25 protein-coding genes are annotated in these 26,960 nt (G+C 54.0%); 4 read left to right on the forward strand and 21 right to left on the reverse strand.

From position 1 onward, the window contains the following. Positions 1–44 precede the first annotated feature (44 nt). A complete protein-coding gene (locus NP589_RS09020) occupies positions 45–3,200 on the forward strand; it encodes a response regulator (RefSeq protein WP_256606689.1) in 3,156 nt (1,051 codons plus the stop codon). A gap of 115 nt (positions 3,201–3,315) precedes the next feature. Here the strand turns inward: NP589_RS09020 and bfr are convergent, their stop codons facing one another. From bfr to pta, 16 genes are all read right to left on the reverse strand, one after another. Further along, a complete protein-coding gene (gene bfr, locus NP589_RS09025) occupies positions 3,316–3,786 on the reverse strand; it encodes a bacterioferritin (RefSeq protein ID WP_256606690.1) in 471 nt (156 codons plus the stop codon). A gap of 206 nt (positions 3,787–3,992) precedes the next feature. Next, positions 3,993–4,970 carry a CobW family GTP-binding protein gene (locus NP589_RS09030; protein WP_256606691.1) on the reverse strand — a complete coding sequence of 326 codons (978 nt, stop codon included), beginning with the start codon at positions 4,968–4,970 and terminating at the stop codon, positions 3,993–3,995. Positions 4,971–5,057: 87 nt separating this feature from the next. Next, complete coding sequence (locus NP589_RS09035; RefSeq protein WP_256606692.1) at positions 5,058–6,053, reverse strand: CobW family GTP-binding protein; 996 nt, start codon at positions 6,051–6,053, stop codon at positions 5,058–5,060. Positions 6,054–6,086: 33 nt separating this feature from the next. After that, entirely contained in the window at positions 6,087–6,503 is a 417-nt protein-coding gene (gene hisI, locus NP589_RS09040; protein WP_256606693.1) for a phosphoribosyl-AMP cyclohydrolase, read from the reverse strand. Beyond that, complete coding sequence (gene folE2 / locus NP589_RS09045; RefSeq protein WP_256606694.1) at positions 6,500–7,285, reverse strand: GTP cyclohydrolase FolE2; 786 nt, start codon at positions 7,283–7,285, stop codon at positions 6,500–6,502. The genes hisI and folE2 overlap by 4 nt, the downstream gene beginning before the upstream one ends. Continuing rightward, entirely contained in the window at positions 7,282–7,704 is a 423-nt protein-coding gene (gene queD / locus NP589_RS09050) for a 6-carboxytetrahydropterin synthase QueD (RefSeq protein ID WP_256606695.1), read from the reverse strand. Before queD ends, folE2 begins: the two co-directional genes overlap by 4 nt. Continuing rightward, entirely contained in the window at positions 7,701–9,485 is a 1,785-nt protein-coding gene (thrS, locus tag NP589_RS09055) for a threonine--tRNA ligase (RefSeq protein WP_256606696.1), read from the reverse strand. The genes queD and thrS overlap by 4 nt, the downstream gene beginning before the upstream one ends. A gap of 14 nt (positions 9,486–9,499) precedes the next feature. After that, complete coding sequence (locus NP589_RS09060) at positions 9,500–11,257, reverse strand: formylmethanofuran dehydrogenase subunit A (protein ID WP_256606697.1); 1,758 nt, start codon at positions 11,255–11,257, stop codon at positions 9,500–9,502. Between the two features lie 10 nt (positions 11,258–11,267). Then, on the reverse strand, positions 11,268–11,984 hold the full coding sequence (locus NP589_RS09065; RefSeq protein ID WP_256606698.1) for a DUF1826 domain-containing protein: 717 nt from the start codon (positions 11,982–11,984) through the stop codon (positions 11,268–11,270). Positions 11,985–11,993: 9 nt separating this feature from the next. Then, a complete protein-coding gene (locus NP589_RS09070) occupies positions 11,994–12,779 on the reverse strand; it encodes a ZIP family metal transporter (RefSeq protein WP_256606699.1) in 786 nt (261 codons plus the stop codon). Beyond that, positions 12,776–13,021 carry a hypothetical protein gene (locus tag NP589_RS09075; protein ID WP_256606700.1) on the reverse strand — a complete coding sequence of 82 codons (246 nt, stop codon included), beginning with the start codon at positions 13,019–13,021 and terminating at the stop codon, positions 12,776–12,778. Before NP589_RS09075 ends, NP589_RS09070 begins: the two co-directional genes overlap by 4 nt. Continuing rightward, entirely contained in the window at positions 13,014–14,300 is a 1,287-nt protein-coding gene (locus tag NP589_RS09080) for a GTP-binding protein (protein ID WP_256606701.1), read from the reverse strand. The genes NP589_RS09075 and NP589_RS09080 overlap by 8 nt, the downstream gene beginning before the upstream one ends. 78 nt (positions 14,301–14,378) lie before the next feature. Next, a complete protein-coding gene (locus tag NP589_RS09085) occupies positions 14,379–16,409 on the reverse strand; it encodes a TonB-dependent receptor (RefSeq protein ID WP_256606702.1) in 2,031 nt (676 codons plus the stop codon). Between the two features lie 292 nt (positions 16,410–16,701). Next, the gene (locus tag NP589_RS09090; protein ID WP_256606703.1) at positions 16,702–17,901 is read right to left on the reverse strand and encodes an acetate/propionate family kinase; all 1,200 of its coding nucleotides are present in this window, start codon (positions 17,899–17,901) and stop codon (positions 16,702–16,704) included. A 24-nt stretch (positions 17,902–17,925) separates the two neighbouring features. Continuing rightward, positions 17,926–18,453, reverse strand: coding sequence for a DUF2380 domain-containing protein (locus tag NP589_RS09095; RefSeq protein WP_256606704.1), 528 nt, complete (start codon positions 18,451–18,453; stop codon positions 17,926–17,928). Then, positions 18,450–20,579 carry a phosphate acetyltransferase gene (gene pta / locus NP589_RS09100; RefSeq protein ID WP_256606705.1) on the reverse strand — a complete coding sequence of 710 codons (2,130 nt, stop codon included), beginning with the start codon at positions 20,577–20,579 and terminating at the stop codon, positions 18,450–18,452. Before pta ends, NP589_RS09095 begins: the two co-directional genes overlap by 4 nt. Positions 20,580–20,827: 248 nt before the next feature. On the opposite strand from pta, the gene NP589_RS09105 reads away from it, so the two are divergent. Both NP589_RS09105 and NP589_RS09110 read left to right on the forward strand, forming a co-directional pair. Beyond that, positions 20,828–21,472, forward strand: coding sequence for an FHA domain-containing protein (locus tag NP589_RS09105; RefSeq protein ID WP_256606706.1), 645 nt, complete (start codon positions 20,828–20,830; stop codon positions 21,470–21,472). Between the two features lie 4 nt (positions 21,473–21,476). Further along, on the forward strand, positions 21,477–21,866 hold the full coding sequence (locus NP589_RS09110) for a PilZ domain-containing protein (RefSeq protein WP_256606707.1): 390 nt from the start codon (positions 21,477–21,479) through the stop codon (positions 21,864–21,866). A 22-nt stretch (positions 21,867–21,888) separates the two neighbouring features. On the opposite strand, the gene NP589_RS09115 is transcribed toward NP589_RS09110, so the two are convergent. Genes NP589_RS09115 through NP589_RS09135 form a run of 5 tightly spaced genes read right to left on the reverse strand, consistent with a single transcriptional unit; the run spans position 21,889 to position 26,059 of the window. Beyond that, positions 21,889–22,368: a protein disulfide oxidoreductase gene (locus NP589_RS09115; protein ID WP_256606708.1), complete on the reverse strand. Its 480-nt coding sequence runs from the start codon at positions 22,366–22,368 to the stop codon at positions 21,889–21,891. Beyond that, entirely contained in the window at positions 22,368–23,102 is a 735-nt protein-coding gene (locus NP589_RS09120) for a M48 family metallopeptidase (RefSeq protein WP_256606709.1), read from the reverse strand. Before NP589_RS09120 ends, NP589_RS09115 begins: the two co-directional genes overlap by 1 nt. Beyond that, positions 23,099–23,770 carry a transglutaminase-like cysteine peptidase gene (locus NP589_RS09125; protein ID WP_256606710.1) on the reverse strand — a complete coding sequence of 224 codons (672 nt, stop codon included), beginning with the start codon at positions 23,768–23,770 and terminating at the stop codon, positions 23,099–23,101. The genes NP589_RS09120 and NP589_RS09125 overlap by 4 nt, the downstream gene beginning before the upstream one ends. Further along, positions 23,757–25,661, reverse strand: a complete 1,905-nt coding sequence (locus NP589_RS09130; protein ID WP_256606711.1) for a bifunctional diguanylate cyclase/phosphodiesterase — start codon at positions 25,659–25,661, stop codon at positions 23,757–23,759. Before NP589_RS09130 ends, NP589_RS09125 begins: the two co-directional genes overlap by 14 nt. Positions 25,662–25,666: 5 nt before the next feature. Then, positions 25,667–26,059: a group II truncated hemoglobin gene (locus tag NP589_RS09135; protein WP_256606712.1), complete on the reverse strand. Its 393-nt coding sequence runs from the start codon at positions 26,057–26,059 to the stop codon at positions 25,667–25,669. Positions 26,060–26,185: 126 nt separating this feature from the next. Between NP589_RS09135 and NP589_RS09140 the strand changes: the two genes are divergently transcribed. Next, entirely contained in the window at positions 26,186–26,854 is a 669-nt protein-coding gene (locus tag NP589_RS09140; RefSeq protein ID WP_256606713.1) for a Bax inhibitor-1/YccA family protein, read from the forward strand. Positions 26,855–26,960 lie beyond the last annotated feature (106 nt).

Raw genomic sequence — 26,960 nt, forward strand, 5'->3', positions numbered from 1 at the left:
GGGGGAGCGTATTATTTATCCCCCATGCTGATCGTGATAGGCCTATGAATCCAGTATTGAAACTACTGATTATCGAAGATGTACAGGCTGATTATCTGGCGCTGGTGCACCGCTTGCAGCAAAACGGCATGGCCGTGGAATGCCGGCGGATAGATAGCAATTCGGCGTTGGTGCTTGCTTTGCAAGACGACTGGGATTTGGTGCTGTCGGATTACGAGGTACCGGGAATGGATATTCGCGGCACCTTGCAATTCATTCAAGCTCACAGTAAGGATTTGCCGGTTATCCTGGTATCCGGCAGCGTGGGAGAAGAAGTCGCGATGGAGTTGTTGCGGCTGGGTATGGTCGATTTCGTGTTCAAGGACAACCCGGTCCGCTTGTTGCCGTGTATACGCCGGGCTGTCGAGGAGCGCGATCAACGCCGGATAAGGCGGGTGGCGGAAGAAGCGTTGCGGCAAAGTCAGGAGCAGTCGCTGTTAGAACAACACCAGGCACAGCTGGCGGCCTTGAATCTGATGGAAGATGCCATCGCGGCCCGTCAACGCGCGGAAGCGGCCGCGGAAGCCTTGCGCGAAAGCGAACGGCGTTTAATGCTGGCGCAGGAAGGCGCGCATGTCGGGATTTGGGATTGGGATATTGTTAACGATCACTGTTACTGGTCGCCGGAATGCGAGCGTTTATATGATGTAGAGCCCGGCGGTTTGCGTTCTAATGCCGATTGGCGAGCAGGTGTGCATCCGGACGATGTGCATTTGATAGACGACCAGTGGGAAAGCCGCATTTTGCGCGGCGAACCGTTCGAGGTCGAGTTTCGCTTTATCCTGCAATCAGGCGCCATCCGCTGGCTCAGCAGCAAAGGCCGCGCGCAATACGACGCCGACGGCAAACCGGTAAGGCTGTTTGGCATTAATCTGGATATTAGCGAGCGCAAACAAACCGAACAACAATTGCGCAAGTTGGCTCAGGCGGTGGAACAGAGTCCGGCCAGTATTATCATCACCAATCTGAATGGCGAAATCGAATACGTTAACGAGGCGTTTTTGCACGTCAGCGGCTACCAGCGCGACGAGGTCATCGGCCGCAATCCGCGCATGTTGCAATCGAAAAAAACCCCGCCGGAAAATTATCGGGCGTTGTGGACCGCACTCGGCCGTGGACAGACCTGGAAAGGCGAATTTATCAATAAACGCAAGGATGGTAGCGAGTATGTGGAATTCGCCATAATCGTGCCAATCCGCCAAGCCGATGGCAACGTTACCCATTTTGTGGCGGTACAGGAAGACATCACCGAAAAAAAGCGCGTCGCGCTGGAATTGGACCAGTATCGGCATCACCTCGAAGATTTGGTTGCCAGCCGCACGGCGGAACTGGAAGCGGCCAAAGTGTTGGCGGATTCCGCCAATCAAGCCAAGAGCGCCTTTTTGGCCAATATGAGCCACGAGATTCGTACGCCAATGAATGCCATCATCGGCTTGACGTATTTGCTGCGGCAAAGCAGTCCCAACCCGGAACAAAGCGAGCGTCTGGACAAAATCGACGGCGCCGCCCAGCATCTGCTGTCCATCATTAACGACGTACTGGATTTATCGAAGATCGAAGCCGGGCGGCTGGAACTGGAGCAAACCGATTTTTCCCTGGCAACGGTGCTGGACCACATTCGTTCCATTATTGCCGAGCAAGCGCGGGCCAAGGCGTTGAGCATAGAGGTGGATGGGGAGGGCGTCCCGCCATGGCTGCGCGGGGACCCGATGCGTCTGCGGCAGGCCATGCTCAACTACGCCACCAATGCGGTCAAGTTTACCGAACGCGGTTCGATTCGGTTGCGGGCGATGGTGCAGGAGGAAACTGCGGCGGGTTTGCTGCTGTGCTTCGAGGTGAGCGATTCCGGAATCGGGATTGAAGCTGACCAACAAGCCAGCTTATTTCAGGCTTTCACCCAGGCCGATGTGTCTACCACCCGCAAATATGGCGGGACCGGCTTAGGCTTGGCAATTACCCGTCGGCTGGCGAATATGATGGGCGGTGATGCGGGCGTCGATAGCGTACTGGGCCAAGGTAGTCGCTTTTGGTTTACCGCTCTGGTGCAGCGCGGGCACGGCATCATGCCTTTACAAACCATTGAAAAACCCGCCGACGCGGAAATGACCCTGCGCCGGGATTATGCCGGCGCGCGTCTGCTTTTAGTGGAAGACAATCCGATTAATCGGGAAGTGGCGCTGGAGTTGTTACATGGTGTCGGTTTGGCGGTCGACACCGCCGAGAACGGGCGAATCGCCCTCGAAAAAATCGGCAAGAACACCTACGATCTGGTGCTGATGGATGTACAGATGCCGGAAATGGATGGTCTGGAAGCTACGCGGGCGATACGCGCGCAGCCGAGTTTTACCCGGTTACCAATTTTGGCGATGACTGCCGCCGCGTTTGAGGAAGACCGGCATGTTTCGCTCGCCGCCGGTATGAACGATTTTGTTGCGAAACCGGTGATTCCGGAAGACCTTTATGCGGCCTTGTTGCGCTGGTTGTCGCCGCGTTCCGGTGCGCGTCCCGTCAGTTCCGATAAAGCTGAAACCGCGCTCATTTCGCCAAAATCTGTGGTAACTGGCGATACGGTGCCGTCGGCCTTACTTAGCATCGGTGGCCTGGACACCAGGCAAGGACTTGCCGTGGTGAAGGGCGACGTGGATAAGTATCAACGTTTGTTGAGCATGTTCGCCAATACCCATAACGAAGACTTGAAACAAGTCCAGGCCTACTTGGTCGATGGCAAACCCGACGAAGCAAAACGCATCAGTCACTGTTTAAAAGGCGTTGCCGGCACGCTGGGCGCCAAACAGGTTGCCGATTTGGCGGCTAAGTTGGACCGGGCGATAGCCGAGAACAGCAGTTTGCCGGTGTGTATGGAATTGGCGGGTTTGTGCGATAGCGAATTGACGCATCTGGTCAGTGCTATCCTGGCTTTACCTGCGCAATCGGCGACGAGTGAAGTGGGCGAGGCGATTATCGATGCGGAAAATACGCGTCAAGTCGTTGCCGCGCTGGCGAGCCTGCTGGCAATTGGCGATGCGCAAGCCAGCCGTCTGGCTCGCGAATATGCGGTATTGTTACGGGCGAAATTGGGTGCTTCGTATTCCGAGTTTGCCCGGCAAATAGAAGCCTTCGACTATCAAGCGGCTTTACTAACTTTACAGACCGTGGATTAGCAACCAATGCCTTTGGGAAACGCTGAAGGATTGGTGAGGTTTTTGCCGGTAGCGGCGGACAAAAAAGCCGCCGTAACTAAAAGAAACGGCGGCTATTGCTAAGCAAATTGCCGAGTCAGGACATTTGCGATTGTAGATAATTTGGCAAACCGATGATGTCGATCAAGCCCAATTGTTGTTCCAGCCAGTGGGCGTGATCTTCTTCGGTGTCGTCCAGCATCACTTCCAGAATTTCCCGGGTTTGATAATCGCGCACGCTTTCGCAATAAGCGATCACTTTGCGCAAATCAGCCACCACTTTATATTCCACCGCCAAATCGTTTTTCAGCATTTCCGGCACGTTAGTACCGACTGCCAGCGGTTCGCGCTTGGATAAATCCGGCGTGCCTTCCAGAAACAAAATCCGTTTGATCAAGGCATCGGCGTGGTTGGTTTCGTCCTGAACTTCGTGATTGATGCGTTCGTATAATTTGCCGAATCCCCAGTTTTCATACATTCGGGAATGGATAAAGTACTGGTCAATAGCCGTTAGTTCGCCCGCCAGTAATTCGTTTAAATACGTTATGACTTGTTTGTCGCCTTGCATATGCCGCCTCCCGGATAAATTTGATAACGCCCATGGCTATGGTAATACAAAAAGCCGCCGGGTTCTTGGTTTGCGCGGGTTACTTGTCTGCAATTAAACGGTTCTGCTAACTACTGAGAATAGATAATGGTGGCTCATTAGTCAGTCTTATTTGGGTTTATATAGGTTGAAAAGCAGGGAGGCATGATGCCAAAAACCTAGCAAAATTAATGCTGTCGGATAGCGTTTGGCGGAATAAAGCCATCAAATACCCGCGTCAATTCCTTTGCAAGTGTTTTACTGTAGCCGTTGGTGATGAATACCAGCCGGCCGCGCCTATCGTCGCTGCTTCTTATCGCCAGTGGAGTGGGTGGATAAAGCCGATTGGCGGCGGCCTGGATCGCCAGCGCTTCTGCTTGTTCAGGCTGATAAATCACGCCTTTTATGCGCAATAAATCAAGCGGATGGCGAGCCAATAATGCTTGCAGGATTGCTTCTAACTGCGGCCAGGGCAAAGCCTGATCCAAATGCAGCGAGATGCTGGCAAACCTATGTGCGGGTAGCGGATTGCCGGTTGGCAAACGGCGCAACGCCGGGCCTATGTTTGTTATTCGAGTATCGGCTTGGCATTCGCCAACTGTCATCATATGCCGGGATGTGGACGGCGCCAGGGTTTGTAGACGCTGGTTCAGTGCGGCGTGTTGATCGGCATCGGCGAGATCGGCATGAGTGAGTAACAAAGTATCGGCCCACGCTACCTGGGCGCGCGCTTCGGCGAAATCAACCAATTGCTTCAAAGCCGATGGAATCGCCAAGGTGGTGATGACAGTGTCCAAGTGATAGCGGCTGGCCAGCCAGCGTTCGCGTAGCAGCGTGTCCAAAATCGGTTCCGGACTGGCCACGCCGCTGGTTTCGATAATTATCCGCTCGAAAGGTTTATCTTCAGCTTGATCCCAAGCCATCCAAAGGTTTTTTAACGTGGGTGCCAGCGCGCCTTTGATCTGACAGCACAAACAACCGCCGGACAGCACCGTCATCGGGATGTTTTGGTCGGACAGCAAATCCTGATCGACCGGTGTATTGCCGAACTCGTTAATGACGACGGCGGTTTTAACGCCATCGCTCAACAGTCGGTTCAGCAGCGTGGTTTTGCCGCTACCCAGAAAGCCGGTCAGGACGATGACGGGGATTTTGGCTGTGCTCATGTTGATAGGTTGGGCTCCGGTTAGATGGTGCAGCGGCTTTCGGCAACAAAACCCCACATCGGCGCATTATGGGTTTATGGCGAGGCGTCAGGCGCTTGTCTGGCAGGATGCCAATGCGTCCAGCATATCCTGTTTCGGTAGGTTACGACCGATAAAAACCAGGCTGGATTGTTTGGCCTCGCCCGCTTGCCAGGGGCTGCCAAAGGTTTCGGTCATCAACATGTGTACCCCTTGATAAATCACTTTCTTGTCGCAACCGGCGATATTCAAAATACCTTTATAGCGCAGCAGATCGTTGCCGTAATCGCGCACCATGATGTCCAAAAAGGCCAGAATCCGCGCGGCGTCCAGTTCCCGGTCGGTACGAAACACAAACGAGCCGATGTCGTCTTCGTGTTCGTGACTGACATCTTCTAAAAAGTCCGGCTCGATTTTCAGGATATCGTCCAGGTTGAAGCCGTCGATGTCCAGAATGTCATGCAATTCCGTGTGACCGAAATGGACGTGTTTGATCGGCGCCCTGGGGTTCATTGCCCGTAAGCGGGTTTCCAGATCGGCCACCACTTCGGCGTCCTGCAAATCGGTTTTCGACAACAGGATGCGGTCGGCAAAGCCAACCTGTTCTTGTGCTTCGTGGTGTTCCTGCAATTGCTGATGGGCATGCACCGCATCGACCACGGTGACAATGGCGTCGAGTTTGTAGTTCTCGGCGATGTCAGGTTCGACGTAGAAGGTCTGTGCCACCGGCGCCGGATCGGCCAGGCCGGTGGTTTCGATGATGACCCGTTCGAAATGGAGGTCGCCGCTTTCCCGCTGCGCGGACAATTCGCCGAGGATGCGCACCAGATCGCCGCGCACCGTGCAGCAGATACAACCGTTGTTCATGGTGACGATTTGCTCGTCTGCTTGTACCAGCAGCTCATTGTCGATGCCGGCCTCGCCGAACTCGTTTTCGATTACCGCGATACGGCGGCCGTGGTGTTCGGTCAGAATGCGATTCAGCAGCGTGGTTTTACCGGCGCCGAGAAAGCCGGTCAGGATGGTGACCGGCACCGGGTAGTTGAGTTTTTGAGTGGGATTCATACAGCAAGTCTCCAAGAAATAAGAATCCGGACATCAGTCCGGCGATTGCGGTGCGCTAAGCATCACGACATTCTCGCCACGTAGCGCGAGGTAAAAACAGCTTCGGCGAAAGGTATGGCAGGCAGGCCCTTGCTGATCGACCAGCAGCAACAAGGTGTCGCCGTCGCAATCGAGGCGCAGTTCCTTTAGAAATTGCAGATGGCCCGAGCTTTCCCCTTTGCGCCACAAACCCTTGCGGGATCGCGACCAATAGCAAACCCTGCCCGTCGCTAAGGTTTCCAACAATGCGGTCCGATTCATCCAGGCCAGCATTAATACTTCGCCGCTGTCGTGCTGCTGGGCGATGGCCGGCAACAGACCGTCGGCGTTGAAGGGTAACTCGGCCAACACGTCATCCCAGGACAGGCTGTCGCCAACGGCCAAGGTTTCCGCACCTTTGAAAACAGTCATTTCACCCGTTCGATCAAGGCGTAAGCCGAATGGTTGTGGATGGACTCGAAATTTTCCGATTCCACCGTATAGGCGCTGATACGCGGTTCGGCATCCAGCCGGGCGGCGACGTCGCGCACCATGTCTTCAACAAATTTGGGATGATCGTAGGCGTATTCGGTGACGTATTTTTCGTCCGGGCGTTTCAACAAGCCGTAGATCGGCGACGAGGCTTCGGCTTCCACCAGTGCGATCAATTCCTCGATCCAGATAAATTCCGTCGCTAACACCGTCACCGTGACATGCGAACGCTGGTTATGCGCGCCGCGTTCGGAAATCTCCTTGGAACACGGGCACAAGCTGGTTACCGGCACCATGACTTTGACTTTCGTTCGGCAGCCCGTGCCATCGATTTCACCGATGAAGCTGACCTGATAATCCATCAAGCTGCTGACGCCGCTGACCGGCGCGGCCTTGTCGACAAAGTAGGGAAAACGCATGTCGATATAGCCGGATTCGGCTTCCAGCTTGGTTAGCATTTCCCGCAGCATGGCCGGAAACGAAGCGATGCTGATTTCGCGGTCGTGGCTGTTGAGGATTTCCACGAAGCGCGACATATGCGTGCCTTTGAAGTCGTGCGGCAAATTGACGTACATATCGAAGCGGGCAATGGTGTGTTGCTCGCCGCAGCTTAGGTCCTTGACCCGCACCGGATGCAGAATGTCCTTGATGCCGACTTTGTCGATGGCGATGCGGCGGCTGTCGGCGCGGCCCTGAATGTCTTCGATGGCGCAGGTATTCATGCGGTTACCTCCGTATAACGCACACAGGCGCTATCGGTTTCCCAGAGCGTGACGGCACTGACTTTAACGTGGTCCCTGTTCAGCGCGATGCCAAGTTGACGGTAAAACCAGCCTGCCAGATTTTCCGCAGTCGGATTGATTTGGTCGAAAGGCTCAATGTCATTCAGGAAACGGTGGTCCAGGCTGTCGGCCAATTGCCGGGTAGCCGCTTTCACGGTTTTAAAGTCAATGGCAATGCCGATGTCATTCAGCACGCTGGCCTCGACTTCGGTTTCGACCTTCCAGTTATGGCCGTGCAACCGGCGGCAATCGCCGGGATAATCCCGCAAGGCATGCGCCGAACAGAACTGGGCATGGACTTTCAAGGTGTAAAGACGGGTGGGCGACGGGTTGGGTACAAGCTCGGCGGTTGCTGTCATGAAGCAGTCTCGGAATAAAGCATGGATGAATTCAGGGATTTTGGACGGGCGGCCTGATCGATCAACTGCTCGATGGCGGCATCCAGAGGCAACGGCTCTTGCCGTCCGCCGTTGAGCCAGCGTAGCGTGACCGTGCGATCCTGCATTTCGCGCTGCCCGACGACGATCAGCAGCGGAATCTTAGCCTGAGTGTGTTCGCGTATCTTGTAACCGATTTTCTCGTTGCGCAGATCGGTTTCCACCGCCAAGCCTTCAGCATGCAGCTGCCTGGCAATCTCCAGCGCATACGCATCGGCCTGCTCGCTGATCGGTGCGACGATGACTTGCAGCGGGGCCAACCAGAACGGCAGCCAGCCGGCGTAGTGTTCCAGCAGGATGCCGGTAAAGCGTTCCAGCGAGCCGAACAAGGCCCGATGCAGCATCACCGGCGTTTGTTTGTGGCCGTCGGCATCGATGTAATGCGCGCCCAGGCGGGCGGGCAGATTCAAATCGACTTGCAAGGTACCGCATTGCCAGTGGCGGCCCATCGCATCGCGCAATACGAATTCCAGTTTCGGCCCGTAAAAAGCGCCTTCGCCGGGGTTATGGCTATACGGCAGACCGCTGGCTTGCATGGCCTCACGCAAGGCTTGTTCCGATTGATCCCAGACCGCGTCGCTGCCGACTCGTTGTGGTGGACGGTCGGAAAATTTGATGCGAATGTCGTGAAAACCGAAATCGCGATAGATACTTAAAATCAAACGGCAGATGGCTAGGCTTTCTTCGGTAATCTGCTGTTCGGTGCAAAAGACGTGAGCGTCGTCCTGGGTAAACGAACGCACCCGCATCAGACCGTGCAAGGCGCCGGACGGCTCGTAGCGGTGTACTTTGCCGAATTCCGCCAGTCGCAACGGCAGTTGCCGATAACTGCGCAGGCCTTGGTTGAAGACCTGCACCCCACCGGGGCAGTTCATCGGTTTGAGCGCGAACACCCGCTCATCCGGGGTTTGGGTGGTGAACATGTGCTCGGCGAATTTTTCCCAATGGCCGGACGCTTGCCACAGCCCAATATCCATCACGTCCGGGGTGTTGATTTCCGCGTAGCCCGCGTCGGTCTGGCGCTGGCGTAGATAACCGATCAAGCCTTGAAACAGTCGCCAGCCTTTGGGATGCCAAAATACCGAACCGGGCGCCTGCTCCTGAAAATGGAACAAATCCATGTCGCGGCCCAAGCGGCGGTGGTCGCGCAATTCCGCTTCTTCCAGTCGGCGCAGATACTCATCCAGTTCGGCCTGGGTCGGCCAAACCGTGCCGTAAATCCGTTGCAGCATAGTCTGGCGATGATCGCCTTGCCAGTAGGCGCCGGCCAGTTTCAGCAATTTGAAGGCCGTGCCGATTTCGGCGGTGCTTTCCAGATGCGGGCCACGGCACAGGTCGGTAAATTGTCCCTGGCGATAGACGCTTATCGCTTCATGCTCAGGAATCCGGGCAATGAGTTCGAGCTTGAATCGCTGCTGGCTGCGGGTAAAAAAATCGATGGCTTGTTCGCGGCTCCATTCTTCCCGGCGAATGACTTCGGCGCGAGCCACGATGTCCCGCATGCGTTGTTCGATGACCGGCAATGCCTCGGCGGTCAAGGCTTCGGCAAAGGCAAAGTCGTAGTAAAAGCCGTTTTCGATGGCGGGGCCGATGGCGACCAGCACCTCGGGATACAGCTCGGTCACGGCTTCGGCCAGCAAGTGCGCCGCGTCGTGTCGCAAGGTGTTTAGAAAATCTTCGGTTTTTGGGCTTATGGCATTCATAACAAAATGGCGGGTCAAAGCAGGCCGACGCGCTGAAAGCGTTGGTGGTCGTCGCGACTAATATCCACATCTTCGATTTTGAAGTTGTTCAATTTCAGGCTGTAAAAGCGGTCGAAGTGGTTTTGAATATCGCGCTCGATGCGCTGGTCGAGCGCCGGCTGAATGGTTTGCGCATGGCCGGCGGGCCGGGCGATAACCTCGCCGTCACGCACCATCAAACGGCCGTTCTTGAACACCAGCGCCGCGTCGGCAAACATGGCTCGATAATCGGGTTTTGCCCGGTTGGCAAATGGGTCCGGCATCTGAATGGACACCCCACATCCCTGTGGGTCGTAGACCGCAATATCGGCAATAGCCCCCGGTGCCAGATGGCCTCGGTCGTGCAAGCCCAGCAAGTTCGCGGCGGCACTCCGGGTCATGGTTGCTATTTCGGTTAAGGTAAATTCTCGTTTCAGGTTTGGCAGCAAGGTCATCGCTAGCGCTTCTTGGTTCAAGCGCGCCATATACGCTTGCCGGTAATCGGCGTCCATCAACAGCCGGATCAATTCGGGGTAGGCGGTAAACGGCGCGCCGTTGGGATGATCGGTAGTGAAGAATAGCCGTTCCGGGGCTTCGGCCAGTAAAAACAGCTCCAAGCCGATGGCCCATTGCAAGGTGTTGACGAAGCTGGCTTCGCGGTAGCGATAAGGCACCACGCCACCGGAGCCTTCGCACTCGGCATCCCACATCACCCATTTGCCGGGGCTGGCATCGGCGTGGCGACTGTATTGCGCGATGACGTCACCGGAAATAGTCACGGTCTGACCAAACAACACCTGGCCGACGTCCATGGTGATATTCGGGTGGCGGTTGAAGGCTTCCAGAAGTTGCGCAGCCGCCGAGGAAAAGCCCTTGGCGCCCTCATTGCCGTAAGCATAAAACTGGACATGGGCCAAATGCATCGGTAGCCCCTGCGCGGCTTCCATGGTAGCGACGATGGTGTCGACATTGCCCGGAATGCCTAAGTTGTTGCAATGCACGTGTACCGGATGTGGTACGCCGAGCTGGCAGACGGCGGTTTGCAGGGTTTGCAGAATTTGCCGGGAACTGACGCCGTAGTCGGGGACGATGTCATCCAAAGCGAAATGGCGGGCGTTGCTTTTAAAGGCGTTCGCACCGCCGGCATTGATGACTTTTAAGCCCAGCGCGCGGGTGGCGTGTAAGGTCCAGGCTACGTAATCGTTAATTTGCGATTGACTGGCCTTAGCCCGCATCAAGCGCAGCAGTAAATCGTCATTACCCAGTATCGCCAGTGCCGCAGTGTCCAGAATCGGAATGTCGGCCATTTGCAGATGCACATCCAGCGCATTGATCGGCAACATCGCCGGTTCGACGACCGTGGTATAACCCATGCGCGCATAACGGTAGCCGGTGTCGGTGGTCGACCACTTGGCGTTACTAAACGGATGATCGACAGGTTCGCCGTCAGTGTCGATGGATCCTGGCAATGTGGCCCGGTCTAAAGCGGTCCGCAACCGCCGCGCTACATGGTTACGGTGCTGTTCGGGTAACAGCAGGCGTGCGGTGTTGACATTGCCGCCGGCAATATGGGTGTGAATATCCACCGCGCCGGCCATCACAATATGGCCGGATAGGTCGTAAACCTGATCGAACTTGGCGTCCGTACCTGGAGCCGACGTGATCAATCCATCGCGGATAAACAGATCGCCTGGTTCACCCTGCCGGTTTTGTGTGGGGTCGTAAATGTGTCCGCCCGCTAACTTGATCAGCAATGCCATACCCTCATAGCATGTCCAGTGTCAGCACCAAGCGCCTCGGTTGCACGGCGGTGGGGGTCGGCGACCGATGCACAAAACCTTGGCCTTCGTTACCTTCCCAGGCTTCGCCTTTCATCAAACCGACGGCATAGGCGGGCATGCGCCGAATTGCCGTAGGATCGGTAATAACGCCGGATTGGTCGTCTGGCAAACCGCCGCCGCCCATGCCCAGTTGTTGTCGGTCCAGCGCGTATTCCGGTAACCATTCGGTGCCGATGCCGCCGTAACTGCAAATCAGTCGAGCGGGCACCCGATCAACATGAAAGCGCGGACACATGGCATTTTGTAAAGTCCGCAGGCGCAAGCCGGCCTGTTTCAGTCCGAAGAGTTCGCAGAATGCGGAGGTCAAGAGTTCGACGTCCTCCAGCCATGCGCGGTAACCGTGGGTTTGGCTGGCTTGCGGCCAGAGGTTGGCAAAATCAAACTGATCGGGATTCACCGGCTGGCTCAGTTCCAATTTGCCAAATTGTTTCGAGGCTTGGTTGATAAAGCTTTCAATGGCCGCAGGCAACGGTCGTTCTATTGAGCAAAGGTTCACGCCATCTTCGTAGATGCGTGTCAAATCGACGAAGTTTTTAGAGACTACCGTTCGGGTCGATGGTTTGTAGGAAACCGGCTGGAACGAGGCGAGGCCCCTTAGCGGTGAGAGGGCCGATTGGCGAAAAGGTATGCGAGCAAACACAAAAACTCCTTAAATAGCGATCAGGACTTGTTCGAAAAACACAATGAATTGCATAAAACCTATGCCCATACCAAAAGCGGCGGTTTGCCCGCTCAGGCTGGGAAAGCTGCAGCGTTCGTGTAACACCGGAATCAGATCGGAGGCTGCGATATAAATGAAGCCGCCGGCAGCTATGGGCAGCAACAGGGTCAAGGACGATTCGGCTATCTGGCTGAGTAATAGGGTGAAGATCGCCCCCGGTAGCACGGTCAGCGAGCAATAAAAGTTGTAGAGCACGGCTTGTCTGGGCGTGTAGCCGCCGCGCAGCAGTGCGCCGACATCACCGAGTTCTTGCGGGACTTCGTGGGCGATGATGGCCAAGGTAGTGGTTAGCCCAAGTGCCGGATCGGCTAGGAAGCTTCCGGCGATCAATATGCCGTCGACGAAATTGTGCATGGCATCGCCGATCAGATTCATTTTTGCCAAGGGCAGGATCTCGCCACTCAGTGGCGTGATATCGACGTTGTGGTCGTGACGCCAACGTACCAGTTTCTCCAACACGAAAAAACCGAACACACCCACCAACACGGTTAAACAAACGTCGCTGACCGCACCGTGGCGATTGACCGCATCCGGAATCAAATGAATAAAAGCGTCTCCCAGCAACACGCCGACCGCCAGCGCCACCAAATACGGTACTACTCGATTTAACGTGGCGGGCTTCAGCCATAGGGCAAACATGCTGGACAGCGAGCAAAGGCTAACGGCAAGGCAGGCAGCAATAGCGCCGGCAATGGTGCTTAGGGCAATAGTCATGTGCGGTGTAGTCCGGGAGACTTGGCGGAATGGTATAGGTGCTGAGAGCTGTAAATGAAACCGGCGATTTGGTTCGGCAATGCGTGAGTGGCGAGATGGGCCAGCATAAATCCCAATACCGTGAGAAATAGTCTGGAGACCACGCGTTTCGGCAAGTCTGCTTCAACGAGGTATCCGAGGATAGCTAGTATCACCAAAAGCTCGATACCAATCAGGTGCAAATAACTATCGATGCTAGCCATCGGCAAACCATTGCGGAAATTCATCGCGATAGTGATGCCAAACGGCCGGGCCGGCAGCGAGTTCGGCATCCGTGAGTAGGCAGTCGTTGAGTTCTCGACGGACTTTATCCGCATCGACGTTTTGGCCGATAAACACCAGTTCTTGCCGGCGGTCGCCATAGGGTTCCACCCATTGGGACTGGATGTCCGGTAAATACTCTGCCGGCCATTCCTGTGTGGGCACCGAAGCCCACCAATGCCCGGCCAAGCCATGCTGCATCATTCCGCCGGCTTGCGACCAACTGCCGGCATGATCGGGTCGCGACGCTAGCCAAAAGAAGCCTTTAGAGCGCAGCAATGTGCCGTTCTCCCATTCCCCTTCGTGGAGAAGATCATAGAAGCGCTGCGGATGGAAAGGGCGGCGGGCCGTATAAACGAAGCTGCCGATACCGTATTCCTCGGTTTCAGAAAACACTTCCTTGTGTTTTCCCCTGCGGGCGCTATCGCGTGCCAATTCGCTCCCAGCGAATTGGTCCGGGGTATGTTCTCCACGCAATTCTTTCAACCAGCCCGGTGCTTGTTCTGCTTTTTTGAAATCGAACAAGCCGGTGTCGAGGACTTTATGCAGATCCACTTGTCCCATCACCATAGGTACGATTTCCGCATCAGGATTAAGGCTGCGCAACACGGCTTTTAGATTGAGGATTTCGTCGCTGGCGATCAGGTCGATTTTGGAAATCAGGATCACGTTGGCAAATTCGATTTGATCGACCAGCAAATCAGCGACGTTACGTTCATCGTCGTCGCCCAGGGATTCACCGGTTTCCTTTAAACTGAGGGCTTCCATGTAATTGCGCATGAAATTCACGGCATCCACAACGGTGACCAGGGTATCCAGACGTGCATGGTCGGATAAGCTCGCACCGTTTTCGTCGCTAAACGTGAAAGTCTCTGCAATCGGCAAGGGCTCGGCGATGCCGGTGGATTCGATCACCAGGTAATCAAAGCGGCCTTCCCTGGCCAAGTTGCCGACCTCGATCAGCAAGTCCTCGCGTAGAGTGCAGCAAATGCACCCGTTGCTCATTTCGACCAGTTTTTCCTGGCCACGATTCAGTTGTACTTCGTTTTTGACCGTCGCGGCGTCGATGTTGACCTCGCTCATGTCGTTAACAATCACAGCCACTCGGAGATTTTTCCGATTGTTGAGGATATGGTTCAACAGTGTGGTCTTACCTGCGCCGAGAAAACCGGATAGCACAGTGACCGGGAGATGTCTGGACGGCGCGTGTTCAAGAGTCATGTTGATGCCGATGTTATATTGTAGCGTTTGGGTGGCCAAAAAAAGGCGCTGAGGAAACAGCGCCTACTTAAGCGGTTCTCAATAACTGACTCGAAAACCCACTTCCGCTCCGCGTCCCGCTTCCGGCGCGAAGTTTCGCAAATAGGATGTCGAGTTGCGGATGTTTTGATCCAGCAGATTGTTGCCTTTGGCAAACACCATCAGCTTGGCGTCTTTATAGGCCTTGATTTGATAGTTCGCGCCCACATTCAGCAAGAAATAGCCGGCAGTAGAGGTTTCGAAATCGCCGGCATGCGGCTGCGATTCGGCGCGAGCAAAGCGCAGATAGGTCGACAATTTATCCCGGTTGAAATCCAGTTGCAGGCCGTAGCGTAACGGCGGCATGCGCGGTACGTCGCTGCCGTTGACGAATTCGCCGCGGGTGTAGTCGCTGAATAAGGTCATCTCCAATAGGCCAACTTGGTTTTCCATCATCGGAAAAATCAGTTTGGCTTCGTAACCTTTGAAGATGGCGTCGTTTTGTCCGCTGGTGACCAAAGGCACACAATCCGCTACGCAAGGATTACCGTCTTGATCGACGAATTCGCCGTTGCGTTGCTGGAAAATATAATCGCTGGCCCAGTTGTGGAATAAGTCTAATTCGGCGCGTAACCAATCGGTTTTGAAGCGGTAGCCCAAGTCCAGGTTGTAGGAGGTTTCTTCTCTTAAACCCAGGTCACCCCGGTCGTAACTGCGGGTAGCGTCGTGGTAGCCGTCGGACAGTAGTTCTTGGACCTGTGGGGCTCTCGATGAACGAGTCACCGCCAGATTGAGACTGTTGCGATTATCCAGTTTCCATACGGCGGAAGCCGATGCGCTGACTGGGGTATAGCTGAGATTGGCGAAACCGTCCGGGCGAATATCGGTTTGTTCGACGCGGGTGCCCAGTTGATACGTCACCGCGCCAATGTCAAACGATTCCACGGCGAAGACGCCATAACTGGTAATGTCCGAGCGAGGCACGATGCTGTCGCCGGTGAGTTTTTCGATCGCATTGAAGTCACTAGCCTGGGCTTGAAAGCCCACCACGCCGCGCAGTGGTCCTAGGTCTTGGTGAGCCAATTCCATGCGGCCTTCGTAAGACTGATTGGTGTAGTACGCACCGGGTTCGCCGTTGGCGATTTCGGTGTGTTGGTAATCGGTGTATCCAAGCCGGGTCCGCAGGCTTTTCGCGAAGCGGAATGGGTTGTTCAGTTCGCTCTTAAAGTCGTATTTGGTTTGCCGCATCGCGATGCGCACGGTTTCGTCGCCGGTGCCGTCGGGAGCGATGGCGTAGTTGTTATTCAGATTATTGATGGATACGCCAGCAAAACCTGGCGCTCCGATCCAGGATAAACCGGCAGAGCCGCTGATTGCTTCGGCGCCAGTATTGTTTAGAAACCCTTTAGGGTTATCGACAACCGCCAACGATGGATCGGTGATCGCGACCTTTGCAGTGTCTATGCCGCTGCCGCCGATGTCCAGATTGTTACGATGCCGGTAGAAGCCGTCCAGGTGATAAGCGATGTTGTCCTTGCCGCCCTCGACTTTCATGGTGGTGCTGGTTTCGTCGGAGGTGGAGTCGAAACGTTGCTCGAGCGCGGCGCCCAAAAGTTTGTCGAACTGGCGGCCGGGGATACGGTTGTCGATGACGTTAACCACGCCGCCCATCGCGCCGCTACCGTAAAGCAGCGTCGCAGGGCCGCGCAGCACTTCGATGCGCTCAGCCAATAGAGGCTCGACGCTGGTGGCGTGGTCGGGGCTGATTGCGGAAACATCGTTGCTGCCGATGCCGTTGCTCAATACCCGGACTCTGGGCCCGGCTTGACCACGTATCACCGGGGTGCCGACGCCGGGACCGAAGGATTGGCTGCTGATGCCCAGCTCGTTTTTCAGGGTGTCGCCGATGCTGTGGCCGGTTTTCATGCGCAATTCGTCGTCGCTCAATACGGTGACAGGCACCGGGCTGTCCGATTTTCTGTCTTGCAGCGGTGCCGTGACGATTATTTCGTCCAGTGCTTGAATAGCAGGTTCTTCGGCCATCAGAACCGGAGATGGCAGCATTAAAATCAGGGCAGCGGTTTTTTTCATGTTAAGCGAAGCAGTCAGAAATGATGTTTAAAGATGTTATATTATAACAAGCGCTGATGCAATATTATCGCATTAGTTATTGCATAGTCCCGTTACGGCTTCTTTGGTGATTTGAGTTTGATTTGTTGCGAAAACAACAATGTTGACAGTAACAATTCGGGAGAGCTAACCGGATCTCTCTCGAAATCATATGGGTAAAATGTTACAGAAATGTTTCTTTGAACCCCGGAAGAAATGCTTATTCACGGCGGCGGTGACAGACTTAGGTAATTTAGGCCTACTTCCTGCTGATCTAGGGGTGCGGCTGTTCCAGACATTGCATGGCCTGGATCGCAATTTCCAGTTCCTCGTCCGTGGCAATCACCAATACTGTCACACCGGAGTTGGGTTGACTGATGTTGTCGCAAGGTCGCACCGGTTTTCGGTTTTTTTCCTGGTCTATGGCAATCCCGAAGAGGGTCATATCCAGACAGACTTGTTCGCGTAGCCAGGCATCGTTTTCGCCGATGCCGCCGGTAAATACCAAGGCATCCACCCGGCCCAACACCGCAAAATAAGCGCCGATGTATTTTTTGATGCGATAGGCGTACATCGCCAGCGCCAGCCGGGCGAGATCGTCGCCGGTTTCCGACATCCGGTGTATGGCGCGCATATCGTTTTCGCCGCAAATGCCTTTGCAGCCGCTTTCTTTGTTGAGCAGGGCTTCAATGGCCTCGTTGGACAAATTCAGCGTGCGGCTCAGATAAAAATGGATTGCCGGGTCGATGTCGCCGCAGCGGCTGCCCATCATCAAACCTTCCAGCGGCGTCATGCCCATCGATGTATCGATGCTCCGGCCGTTTTGGATAGCCGTGACGCTGGCGCCGTTACCGAGATGCAGCGTGATTAGATTGGTCTCCGGCAAGGGTTTGCCGAGATATTGTGCGGCCTGTTCGGCAACATAACGGTGCGAGGTGCCGTGAAAGCCGTAACGTCTCACGCCGTGTTCCTCATAAAGGCGTTCGGGCAGAGCATAGCGATAGGCATAATCCGGCAGGGTTTGATGAAACGCCGTATCGAATACCGCGACTTGCGGCGTCTCGCCCATTTGGCGGATGGCTTCTTCGATTCCCAACAGATTGGCGGGGTTATGCAGCGGTGCCAGCGGAATCACCTCGGCAATGTGCCGCATCACTTGCGTATCGATTAGCGCCGGCTCGCGAAAATGTTCGCCGCCATGTACCACCCGGTGGCCGATGCAGGCCAGTTCGCGACGGTCATTCAGCACGCGGCAAGCAGCCAACGTTTCGAACAACAATTGCAAGGCTTGTTGATGGTTGCGGCAGCTGATTTCGTCGCGTGTCCGATCATTATTCGCCAGCGAATAACTCTGGCTGGCGGCATCTTCGCCGATACGTTCGATGATACCGGCAATCAATACCGAGCGATCAGACATGTCGAATAAGCTGTATTTAACCGATGAACTGCCGGCGTTGAGCACCAGAATTTTCATGAATATCTCAAAAGGCTGAGGCGATTAATGCGCAAGTTTCGCCGGTGGCGGCGGGCTGTAGCGACGCTCCAGATCATGGTCGATTTTAGTGGTCAGGCTTTCCACGGCTTTGATGGTCAGACTGGCGTTGGGGCCTTTGGATTCGGAAATGTAGTCGCCGATCAATTTGCCATCCTCCACTTTGACCAAACGTCCCATCAGATAGGCGAACAAGAAGCTGGGTTTATGTAACCGTCCGACCAAAATATAGTCGGCTTGAAATTGCTTGCCGAGCTGTGCGGCGGCATCGGCGTGGTCGAACAAATAGCCTACGCCGCTGTTGGCCGTTTGTTGCGCTTGGTTTGGTATTGCTATGACCACATAGCCGGCGCGCTTTAACTCCTGTTCCAGCAGCGGTTTTATCGACGCGGTTCTCTGTACCTCAGCGGGGACGCCCGGTGCCAGTGTTAGGTCTTTCAATTCAAAATCCAGAACGGCGATGCGGGTCTCCGCCAGTGAACTAAAGCTCAGCATGCAAAACAGTAAACTGCTTGACAAAGTATTTCGCGTCATATTTTGTCGGCCTCCTGGGCCTGAATCGCGGTAATGACTACAGTGTTGACGATGTCGGTCACGGTGCAACCGCGGCTTAAATCGTTGACCGGTTTGTTCAGGCCTTGCAGGATGGGCCCGACGGCGATTGCGCCGGAGGAACGCTGCACCGCTTTGTAGGTATTGTTGCCGGTATTCAGGTCCGGAAAAATTAATACCGTGGCGCGGCCGGCGACCTGGCTGTCGGGCAATTTGGTTTTAGCGACGCTGGCGTCCACTGCGGCATCGTATTGCATGGGTCCTTCCAGCAGCAGGTCGGGGCGCAGGGCTTGGGCGATTTTGACCGCGTCTCTGACTTTGTCCACCGCCTCGCCTTTGCCGGATTCGCCGGTGGAGTAGGACAGCATGGCCACGCGTGGCTCGATGTTGAACATGCGCGCGGTTTCGGCGGCGTTAATGGCAATGTCGGCCAATTGCGCGGCGTTGGGATTGGGAATCACCGCGCAATCGCCGTAGACCAATACGCGATCTTCCAGGCACATGAAGAATACGCTGGACACTATCGATGCACCGGGTTTGGTTTTGATGATTTCGAAGGCCGGCCGAATGGTATGTTGAGTAGAATGCACCGCGCCGGAGACCATGCCGTCGGCGTAATCGAGATGTATCATCAAGGTGCCGAAATAACTGGGATCGGCCATTAAATCGAAGGCGGTATCGTAAACGATGCAACGGTGTTTGCGGGCCTGGTAATAGGTTTCCGCGAATAGCGGCCGCAGGTCCGATTTGATCGGGTCGATGATGTTGATATTGTCCATCTTCAAGGCCATGGCCTGAATCTTCTGGCGGATTTCGACTTCGTTACCCAGTAGGGTGATTTTCACCACATCGCGCAGCAGCAAAATCTCCGCCGCGCGCAGAATCCGCTCTTCATTGCCCTCCGGTAGCACGATATGTTGCTTTCTGGCTTTGGCGCGCTGCAACAGATCGTACTCGAACATCAGCGGCGTTATTTTATGTGACACCTTGCTGCACAGCCGCAGCCGCAGTTCCACCATGTTAATGTTGCTTTCGATTAATCCGAGCGCGGTGGCAATTTTGCGGTCGTCTTGAGAATGCAGGCGGGCGGTGACCTGACTGACTTGTAACGCTGTGGTGAAGGTGTCGGAATCGACGCCGAGTACCGCGAATGGCGTATCGCCCAGGCCGTCGATCAATTTTTGCACTTGCGGGGCCGGTTGTTGATGTCCGGTTAATAACAAGCCGGCAATTTGCGGATAGTTGCTGGAGTTGTAAGCCATCAGGCTGGCCATGATGATGTCCGAGCGGTCGCCCGGCGTAATAACCAAGTCACCGGTTTCCACATAATCCAGAAAGTCCGGCACCAACATTGCCGCCACTTTATAGTGATACACCTCGCGGCTCATTGTCGCGTTTTCACCGGAGAATACTTTAGCGCCGATGACTTTGGCGATGTTACCGATGGTGGGTTTTTCCAGGGATGATTCGGCGGGCACTACGTACACCGGAAATTCGCTGGAATGATTTAAGCTGTGACGCAAGCTGGCAATTTGATTTTGAGCGACACCGATGATAACCGTGGCCAGCGACTCGCAATCGTGCTCGTGCATGGAATGTTTCAGGCTGGCCAAACCATTCAATATTTGTTCGTCACTACGATTTTCGCCCTGCATAACCGGCATCATCAGGCAGCCCAAATTGTTGGCGACATCGGCGTTGAAATCGAATTCGAAAATGGCGTTGCCGTGTCGATAGTCGCTGCCGACGCAGAGCACATGATCGCAACGCGCCTTCAAGGCCCGGTATTTGGCCAGTATGGTTTTCAACAGTTCGTCGTATTGTTCGGCGGCCAAGAGTTGTCTGGCTTCCGCGCTGGTACAGCCATACATGGCTTCGTATGGGGTGGGGAGCTGATAGCGGTGGCTAATGAATTGAATCAAATCGTCTTTGTCTGCATCGCCTTGAATAATCGGCCGAAAAAAACCGATATTGTCCGCGTAGCCGGATAACATTTCGATGATCGCCAGCATGATCAAAGATTTGCCGCTACCCTCGTCGACGCCGGCAATATAGATGTCTTGCGAAATAAGGGGTTCGCTTTGCGGATGGGACTGAGTCGGATTCATGATCGATGACTTATATATTAATGAGAAAGTCTAACCGAGGATGTTGCCACATGGCGCGCCGCTTGGCGACTGTATATTTTATTTATTCGGGCACCGCGCAAGTGTTAGGCGCATGCAAATAGTCTTTGGCTATCATAGGTTTGGATTTATAAAATAATGTAATATCAAAATAATTATTGATTAATCTGCAAGCTCGGCTTTAATGGCTATACTACTAGCCGGGCGCAGGGATTACTTGAACAACAGAGATGGCGAAATTTACCGTTTATTTTAAAGACAATGCAATCCATACAGGTGTTTTTGATTCTGGTGTAGTGCATATCGGTCGTGATGAAACCAGTGACCTAGTGGTTGACAGTCTTGCCGTCGCGCCCGCGCATGCCGTTGCCGTGATTAAAGACGGTACTTGCGTTCTCAAACAATTGAACGAAAAATTTCCGTTATTGGTAAACGATCAGCGCACCAAGGAATGGAACCTGCAAAACAATGACATCATCAACATCGGCAAGCACTATATCGTCTATAACACCACCGATGAATTTTCGGAAAAAGTCCTGGTATCTTCACCCGCCGACTTCGGCGATGCGGATGTGCGGGCTTTAAATGAAAAGCTGGAAGATGCCGTAAAATCCCCCGAAGCCAATTTGCAAGTGTTGAACGGCATGCACATCGGTAGAATCCTGCGCTTGAAGAAAGCCATGACGCGCCTGGGTCACGAAGGTGCCGGGGTTATTGTGATAGCCAGGCGCAAGGACGGTTATTTCCTTTCCGCCTTGCAAGGACATGAGGGCCTGGCGATTAATGACGAGCCCTTGGGAGACCGCACCGTGCAGTTGCAACGCAACGATGTGATTGTCGTTGACAGTACCTCAATGCAATTTTTCTTGGATTAAGCGTATGACATTTGAAAAAAGCGATGATAAACGCCGTTTTCACAGGATTTTTTACCATACAGGGGCTGTGTTAACCGGTTCCGGACAGACCTATCCTTGCAAAATTATCGACCTGTCCTTGCGCGGTTGTCTGTTGGATTTAGAGCAACCCTTAGCAGGTCAGGCCGATGCTTTATATTCCTTGAAATTCGATTTATCCGAAGAAATCAGCATTACCATGGAAGTGGCGGCAACCCATGCCGATGCCAACAGAGTGGGTTTTAAGTGCGTGCATATCGATATAGACAGCATTTCCAGCTTACGTCGATTGGTGGAACTCAACCTGGGCGATAGCGAGCTGCTGGAGCGGGAGTTGGCGGCTTTGGGCGATCTGGCGGAACACGCCGATCAGTGATCGGGTAGTTGCTTCGATAACGTCAGTCCAATCCTGCCAGCCAAAGCCTAAAACGCATGCCCCATTCCGAGGTATAGCCTACCGTCGTAAAGACAATGTCGCCGGTGGCGTTAATGAAGAAAATCGCCGGTACGCCTTTTATACCGTAACGTTGACCGAGACTGCCGTTGTTGTCGTTCACAACCGGCCAGTTAAGTTGCTTGTCGTTTAGATAGTTCTGTAATGCGCTGTCGTCGCCCGAACGCACCGCGACCGTCAATCCCGGATAATCCCGCAGTACATTGCTGACGCTGCCTTGCATGCTTCGGCATATCCCGCACCATTCCGCCCAGAAATACAGCACGGCCGGACCTTTGCTTATGCGCTGCATCGCGTTTTCGCCGGCCAGCGTGGTTTGGACTATGGGCGGTGGCGTACCGCTGACTAAATCCTGATTGACCAGAAATTGCCCGGCAAAAATAAATAAAGCCGCAAAAATATAAAACCCCAGTTTTTTCGCCATTACAAGCCTTGCATCACGCTGGCGCCGTATTGTTTAAGCCAAAGCCGGTGTTGTTTAAAGTCGGGTAGATGTTCGGCTACCAGTTGCCAAAACGCCGGGGAATGATTTTTGTGTTTGATGTGGCAAAGCTCGTGTACCACCACGTATTCCAAAACCGCGGCCGGTGCTAACAGCAATAGCCAATTCATATTGATGTCGTTTTTTGGTCCGCAGCTGCCCCAGCGGCTTTTTTGGGTTTTGATGCGGATACTGCGCGGAAACAGCGCAAAGCGCGGCCCGTGTAGATCGACCAATTCCTGTACATGCTGCTTGGCCTGGTTTTTCATCCAGCGGGTCAAAGCTTGCCGAATCAGCGCGGAGTGTTGTTCATCGGCAATCCCAGTGGGCAATTTCACCCAAAACATTTCGTCGTTCAGTAACTCGATGCGGACGGTTTTGGCTTTGCCGGCGATAATTTTTAGCGGTAAGCGGCGGCCTTGGTAGGGGACATGCGCGCCATCCCGATACTCGCTCGGCGCTAGCCGTGGGGCGGCGGTTTGTATTCTGCCGGCGACGCGTTTAAGCGCGGCTTCTATCCAGTCTTTTTGGGCATGCACAAAAGCCTGAATGTGCCGTTCGGAAACTTTCAGCGGTGCCACCACTTCTATTTTGTCGGCGGTGACCACGATGCGGGTGTTTTTGGCACGGCTGCTGCGGCGCAGGTTGTAAGGTAAGGCGGCGGTGTGTTTGTTCAAAAAGGCGATTCCAGCATTCTCAATTTAAGCTCGGTCCACATGCTCAAGCGGTCCGAGCCGCCGACATGTTGCCCGGAACCTTTGCTTTTGGCAAGCCATAAGCCGGTGCCGTTAAAGCTGTAGACGGGTTGCAAGTCCCGGCGTTGCGTAGCCGCGACGATGCCAGGTTTCAGGTTGTCCAGTACCAGGGGCACTGCGCGCGGCGAGTCGAAATAGGTCAGTACCATATGAGCCTGATTCAGTTCCAAAGCCTTGACATAGGTAATCCGTAGCTTGCTTTCATCGACGCCCATTTCCACCAAGGTAAAATATTTGGCTATCGAATAATCTTCGCAATCGCCGGCGCCTTTGGCCAGAAACTCGGTTGGCGCAGCCCAGTAATCGGTTTTTTGCCACAGGATAATATCGTCGACAAACTCGACGTTACCGTTGAAAAAGTCGTTGACCCGCTCCAATTTCTCGGCTTCCGGCCAGCTTTTGCCGTTCTCGATTAAGCTTTGCCAGTCCACGAAACGCTGCTTGGCGGCCGAACCGTATTTTTTTTCTACTCTATCCAGCAGGCTCTGATCGATTAATAAGCCGGCTGCCAACACCATGCCGCAACATAGGCTGAAGACAATAAGGGCGATGCCGGCAGCGTTGAGTGCGCCTTTGTTAACGGCTGGCACCGACGATTCCTATCGCCTTTAAGCTGCGATAATCCTTATCCGATTGTACGTTTTCGGCCAAAATTGAAATATCCAGCAACGTGGAAATTTCTTGCATGGTTTGCACGAAGGCGTGTTTTTGCGAGGAACTGTCGATGCCGTTACCGATGTCGCGGGCCAGGCGGATAAAGTCCGGTTTCAGGCGTTTGACCAATTCCGCCGATATGGATTGGGTTTCGAAGCGTTTTATCATCACCCGCGCGCCCCATTGGTGCACGGTTTCGATGAAGGCCTGATAGGCGTCTATATCCTTGACGACGGCATAAGCAGACAAACTGAATACCAGCTTTTTGGCTTCCGCTGGATTTTGCTTGATCAGTTTTTCCAGCCAGAGCCGGAAATCGCTGTTTTTGATGGTGCGGGTCGATACGTTGACGGCGATGGCGTGTTCGATGTGATTGTGTCGAATATGGTCTAACGCAATGCGAATTACGCCTTTATCCAGATCGACGATTTTGGCGAATTTTTCGGCAATCGAGATGAACGGACCGATTGCCACCAGGCCGCCCTGTTTATCGTGCACCTGAATGAAAGCCTCTTCCATCAACAGTTCGCCGCTGCTGAATGCGGCGATCTGCCCGATATACCAAACCGAGTAACCGTTTTGGTCGACGCAGTCGAAGACCAAATCCTTCCAGGTGGCAATATCGCGGGCAAAATTATCGCCGGTGCGGATGAAATAACTGTTGGCGCCGATCAGATGCGCTTGTTCGTAAGCTTCGTGGGCGGCTTCCAGCAGGCTTTCGGTGGTCAGCAGCGGATTGAAAGCAACCACGCCGATGTGGGCCAAATCGGTTTTTTGGTAGCGTTCGCCCAATTCGGTAACTTCGTTGCTCAGGGTTTTCACCATCCCTTCCAATTGTTCCGGATTCCCAATCTCCAGCACGAGTGCGAATTCGGCGCCGTAGAATCGATACGCTTTGCCGGATTGTTCCCCAGCCAATTTGGCGATTTTTTCCAGTATGGCGGCAAACGCTTGTAAGAATTGATCGATCACGTCGCTGTCGCGCTCTTTAACCAGATCGACCAAGCTGTCGATTTTTATCAATACCACAAAGGCATCTGCGTCTTCCAATGCCAAATTTTTCATGTCGGTTTCGAATACGGCTTTTTTATACAGCCCGGTCAAGTCGTCGCGCAACAGGCTGGCGCCCATTTGGTCCAGTTTGCCGTGTAGTGCGGCTATTGTGGTTTTGATCTTATGCGACATCGTATTCATTGATGCCGCCACATTGCGCACTTCGCGGGTCCAGGGCAATTCTTCTATGCTTTCGAAATGGCCGTCGCTGATCTGCTGGGCCAATAGATCGATTTTTCTTAGCGAGGCCAATGTGACGCGCAAAAGCAGTGCCAGCAGGGCGATGGAGAATAAAAATGCCGCCAGCGAATAGTAAAATCCGGATTTGGCTTGTTCATACAGTTTTAGGTAGGCGTAGCCGGAGTTGACGGTGACGTAGATCACTCCGCTCATGTTCCAGCCCGAGCTGATTTCGCTTTCAGCGGTGGCCGATGTCATCGGCAGGAGTTCGGTAAACCAGTCCGGCACGCCTTCTATGCGTTTGTCGCTGCTCAGGGCTACCAGCTCTTTGTTGTCCGCATCGACCAGTCTGATTTCCTTGTAATAACCCATATCGAAAATAGCGTTCATCATGGTTTTAATCACCGGATCGCGGTTATCGGCCATGTAAGGGCTAAGCGATAGACCGAGCGAGGTGGCGGTATCCTGGGCATGATTCTTCGATTCGCCTTCCAGATAGTCCTTGATGTTGTTGACGCTCAACGCGAAATTGACGCTGAAAATCATCAAAAACAGTGCCGATATCAGGATTAACAATTGTTTGGATAATGACATGAGGCTCAGCTTCCCGTGGCTTCTTGGTTAATCATATGCGTCGCGAGTTGTTGCAGGGCGGTACGGATGTTTTCGCGCAGGCGCGGATCCGTCTCAACTTCGTCCAAGGCTTTATTCATGCACAGCATCCATTGATCGCGCTCCGATGCGCCAATCGGAAACGGAAAATGCCGGGCACGCAGCATCGGGTGGCCGAATTCTTCGATGAACAAATTGGGGCCGCCCAGCCAGCCGGAGAAGAATTTAAATAATTTGTCTTTGGCGGTGGTCAGGCTGGGGGCGTGCATCGCGCGTATGCCCTGGGCTTCCGGCAGAATATCCATATAAAAATAGAATCTATCGACCAAGCTGCGCAACGCATTCTCGCCGCCGATTAACTCGTAGGGGGTGGGGCTCATTACCTATTTAACCTCGTATATGCAATTTCTTTAGGTATACTAGCAGACGGTATCGACAATGCCTTGAAACTCCCGGGACATTGTGCGGTCACAGCATTACTTGTAACTTTGAGAGGATAACTGATCATGCGTTTAAATACTGCAACTGCTCGTTCGGAAGCCGGCATACTGGCGACCAATAAGGTTTTAAAGAATACTTATTTATTGCTATCGATGACTCTGCTGTTCAGCGCAGCTATGGCTGCGGTGGCAATGACGCTGGATTTGCCGCATCCGGGCTTGATTATTACCATGGTGGGCTACTTCGGTCTGCTGTTTTTAACCACCCGTTTCAGTAATAGTGCACTGGGTTTGGTGTTCGTGTTTGCGTTGACCGGTTTCATGGGTATGACCCTGGGGCCGATTTTAAACATGTATATACACGCGTTCAGCAACGGCCATGAACTGATTTTAACCGCACTGGGCGGTACCGGCGTTATTTTCCTGGGCTTGTCAGGCTACGCGCTGACCACCCGCAAGGATTTTAGTTTTATGGCCGGCTTCCTGATGGTAGGGGTGCTGGTAGCGTTCTTCGCGGGTTTGGCGGCGATCTTGTTCTCGGTACCTGCGTTGTCGTTGGCGGTTTCCGCTATGTTCGTATTGCTGATGTCAGGTATGATTTTGTATCAAACCAGTGAAATAATCCAAGGCGGCGAAACCAACTACATTCTAGCCACCGTGTCATTGTATGTGTCCATATACAACCTGTTCACCAGCTTGCTGCAATTGTTGGGTGTATTCGGCGGTAACGACTGATAGATCGGGTGAATACGCTATTCGCTGCGAGTGTTAAACAAAGCCGATTGCTAAAGCAACGCCGTTAAAGGAAAAATGCCCCGTCGGGACACCGGCGGGGCATTTT

Source organism: Methylomonas rosea (genome assembly GCF_024505055.1).
In the GTDB taxonomy this organism is placed as follows: domain Bacteria; phylum Pseudomonadota; class Gammaproteobacteria; order Methylococcales; family Methylomonadaceae; genus Methylomonas; species Methylomonas rosea.

Excerpts from the sequence above, each read along its gene's own strand:
- NP589_RS09020 (WP_256606689.1), top strand. The coding sequence starts at position 45 with ATGAATCCAGTATTGAAACTACTGATTATCGAAGATGTACAGGCTGAT.
- bfr (WP_256606690.1), bottom strand. The coding sequence starts at position 3,786 with ATGCAAGGCGACAAACAAGTCATAACGTATTTAAACGAATTACTGGCG.
- NP589_RS09030 (WP_256606691.1), bottom strand. The coding sequence starts at position 4,970 with ATGAGCACAGCCAAAATCCCCGTCATCGTCCTGACCGGCTTTCTGGGT.
- NP589_RS09035 (WP_256606692.1), bottom strand. The coding sequence starts at position 6,053 with ATGAATCCCACTCAAAAACTCAACTACCCGGTGCCGGTCACCATCCTG.
- hisI (WP_256606693.1), bottom strand. The coding sequence starts at position 6,503 with ATGACTGTTTTCAAAGGTGCGGAAACCTTGGCCGTTGGCGACAGCCTG.
- folE2 (WP_256606694.1), bottom strand. The coding sequence starts at position 7,285 with ATGAATACCTGCGCCATCGAAGACATTCAGGGCCGCGCCGACAGCCGC.
- queD (WP_256606695.1), bottom strand. The coding sequence starts at position 7,704 with ATGACAGCAACCGCCGAGCTTGTACCCAACCCGTCGCCCACCCGTCTT.
- thrS (WP_256606696.1), bottom strand. The coding sequence starts at position 9,485 with ATGAATGCCATAAGCCCAAAAACCGAAGATTTTCTAAACACCTTGCGA.
- NP589_RS09070 (WP_256606699.1), bottom strand. The coding sequence starts at position 12,779 with ATGACTATTGCCCTAAGCACCATTGCCGGCGCTATTGCTGCCTGCCTT.
- NP589_RS09075 (WP_256606700.1), bottom strand. The coding sequence starts at position 13,021 with ATGGCTAGCATCGATAGTTATTTGCACCTGATTGGTATCGAGCTTTTG.
- NP589_RS09080 (WP_256606701.1), bottom strand. The coding sequence starts at position 14,300 with ATGACTCTTGAACACGCGCCGTCCAGACATCTCCCGGTCACTGTGCTA.
- NP589_RS09085 (WP_256606702.1), bottom strand. The coding sequence starts at position 16,409 with ATGAAAAAAACCGCTGCCCTGATTTTAATGCTGCCATCTCCGGTTCTG.
- NP589_RS09090 (WP_256606703.1), bottom strand. The coding sequence starts at position 17,901 with ATGAAAATTCTGGTGCTCAACGCCGGCAGTTCATCGGTTAAATACAGC.
- NP589_RS09095 (WP_256606704.1), bottom strand. The coding sequence starts at position 18,453 with ATGACGCGAAATACTTTGTCAAGCAGTTTACTGTTTTGCATGCTGAGC.
- pta (WP_256606705.1), bottom strand. The coding sequence starts at position 20,579 with ATGAATCCGACTCAGTCCCATCCGCAAAGCGAACCCCTTATTTCGCAA.
- NP589_RS09105 (WP_256606706.1), top strand. The coding sequence starts at position 20,828 with ATGGCGAAATTTACCGTTTATTTTAAAGACAATGCAATCCATACAGGT.
- NP589_RS09110 (WP_256606707.1), top strand. The coding sequence starts at position 21,477 with ATGACATTTGAAAAAAGCGATGATAAACGCCGTTTTCACAGGATTTTT.
- NP589_RS09115 (WP_256606708.1), bottom strand. The coding sequence starts at position 22,368 with ATGGCGAAAAAACTGGGGTTTTATATTTTTGCGGCTTTATTTATTTTT.
- NP589_RS09130 (WP_256606711.1), bottom strand. The coding sequence starts at position 25,661 with ATGTCATTATCCAAACAATTGTTAATCCTGATATCGGCACTGTTTTTG.
- NP589_RS09135 (WP_256606712.1), bottom strand. The coding sequence starts at position 26,059 with ATGAGCCCCACCCCCTACGAGTTAATCGGCGGCGAGAATGCGTTGCGC.
- NP589_RS09140 (WP_256606713.1), top strand. The coding sequence starts at position 26,186 with ATGCGTTTAAATACTGCAACTGCTCGTTCGGAAGCCGGCATACTGGCG.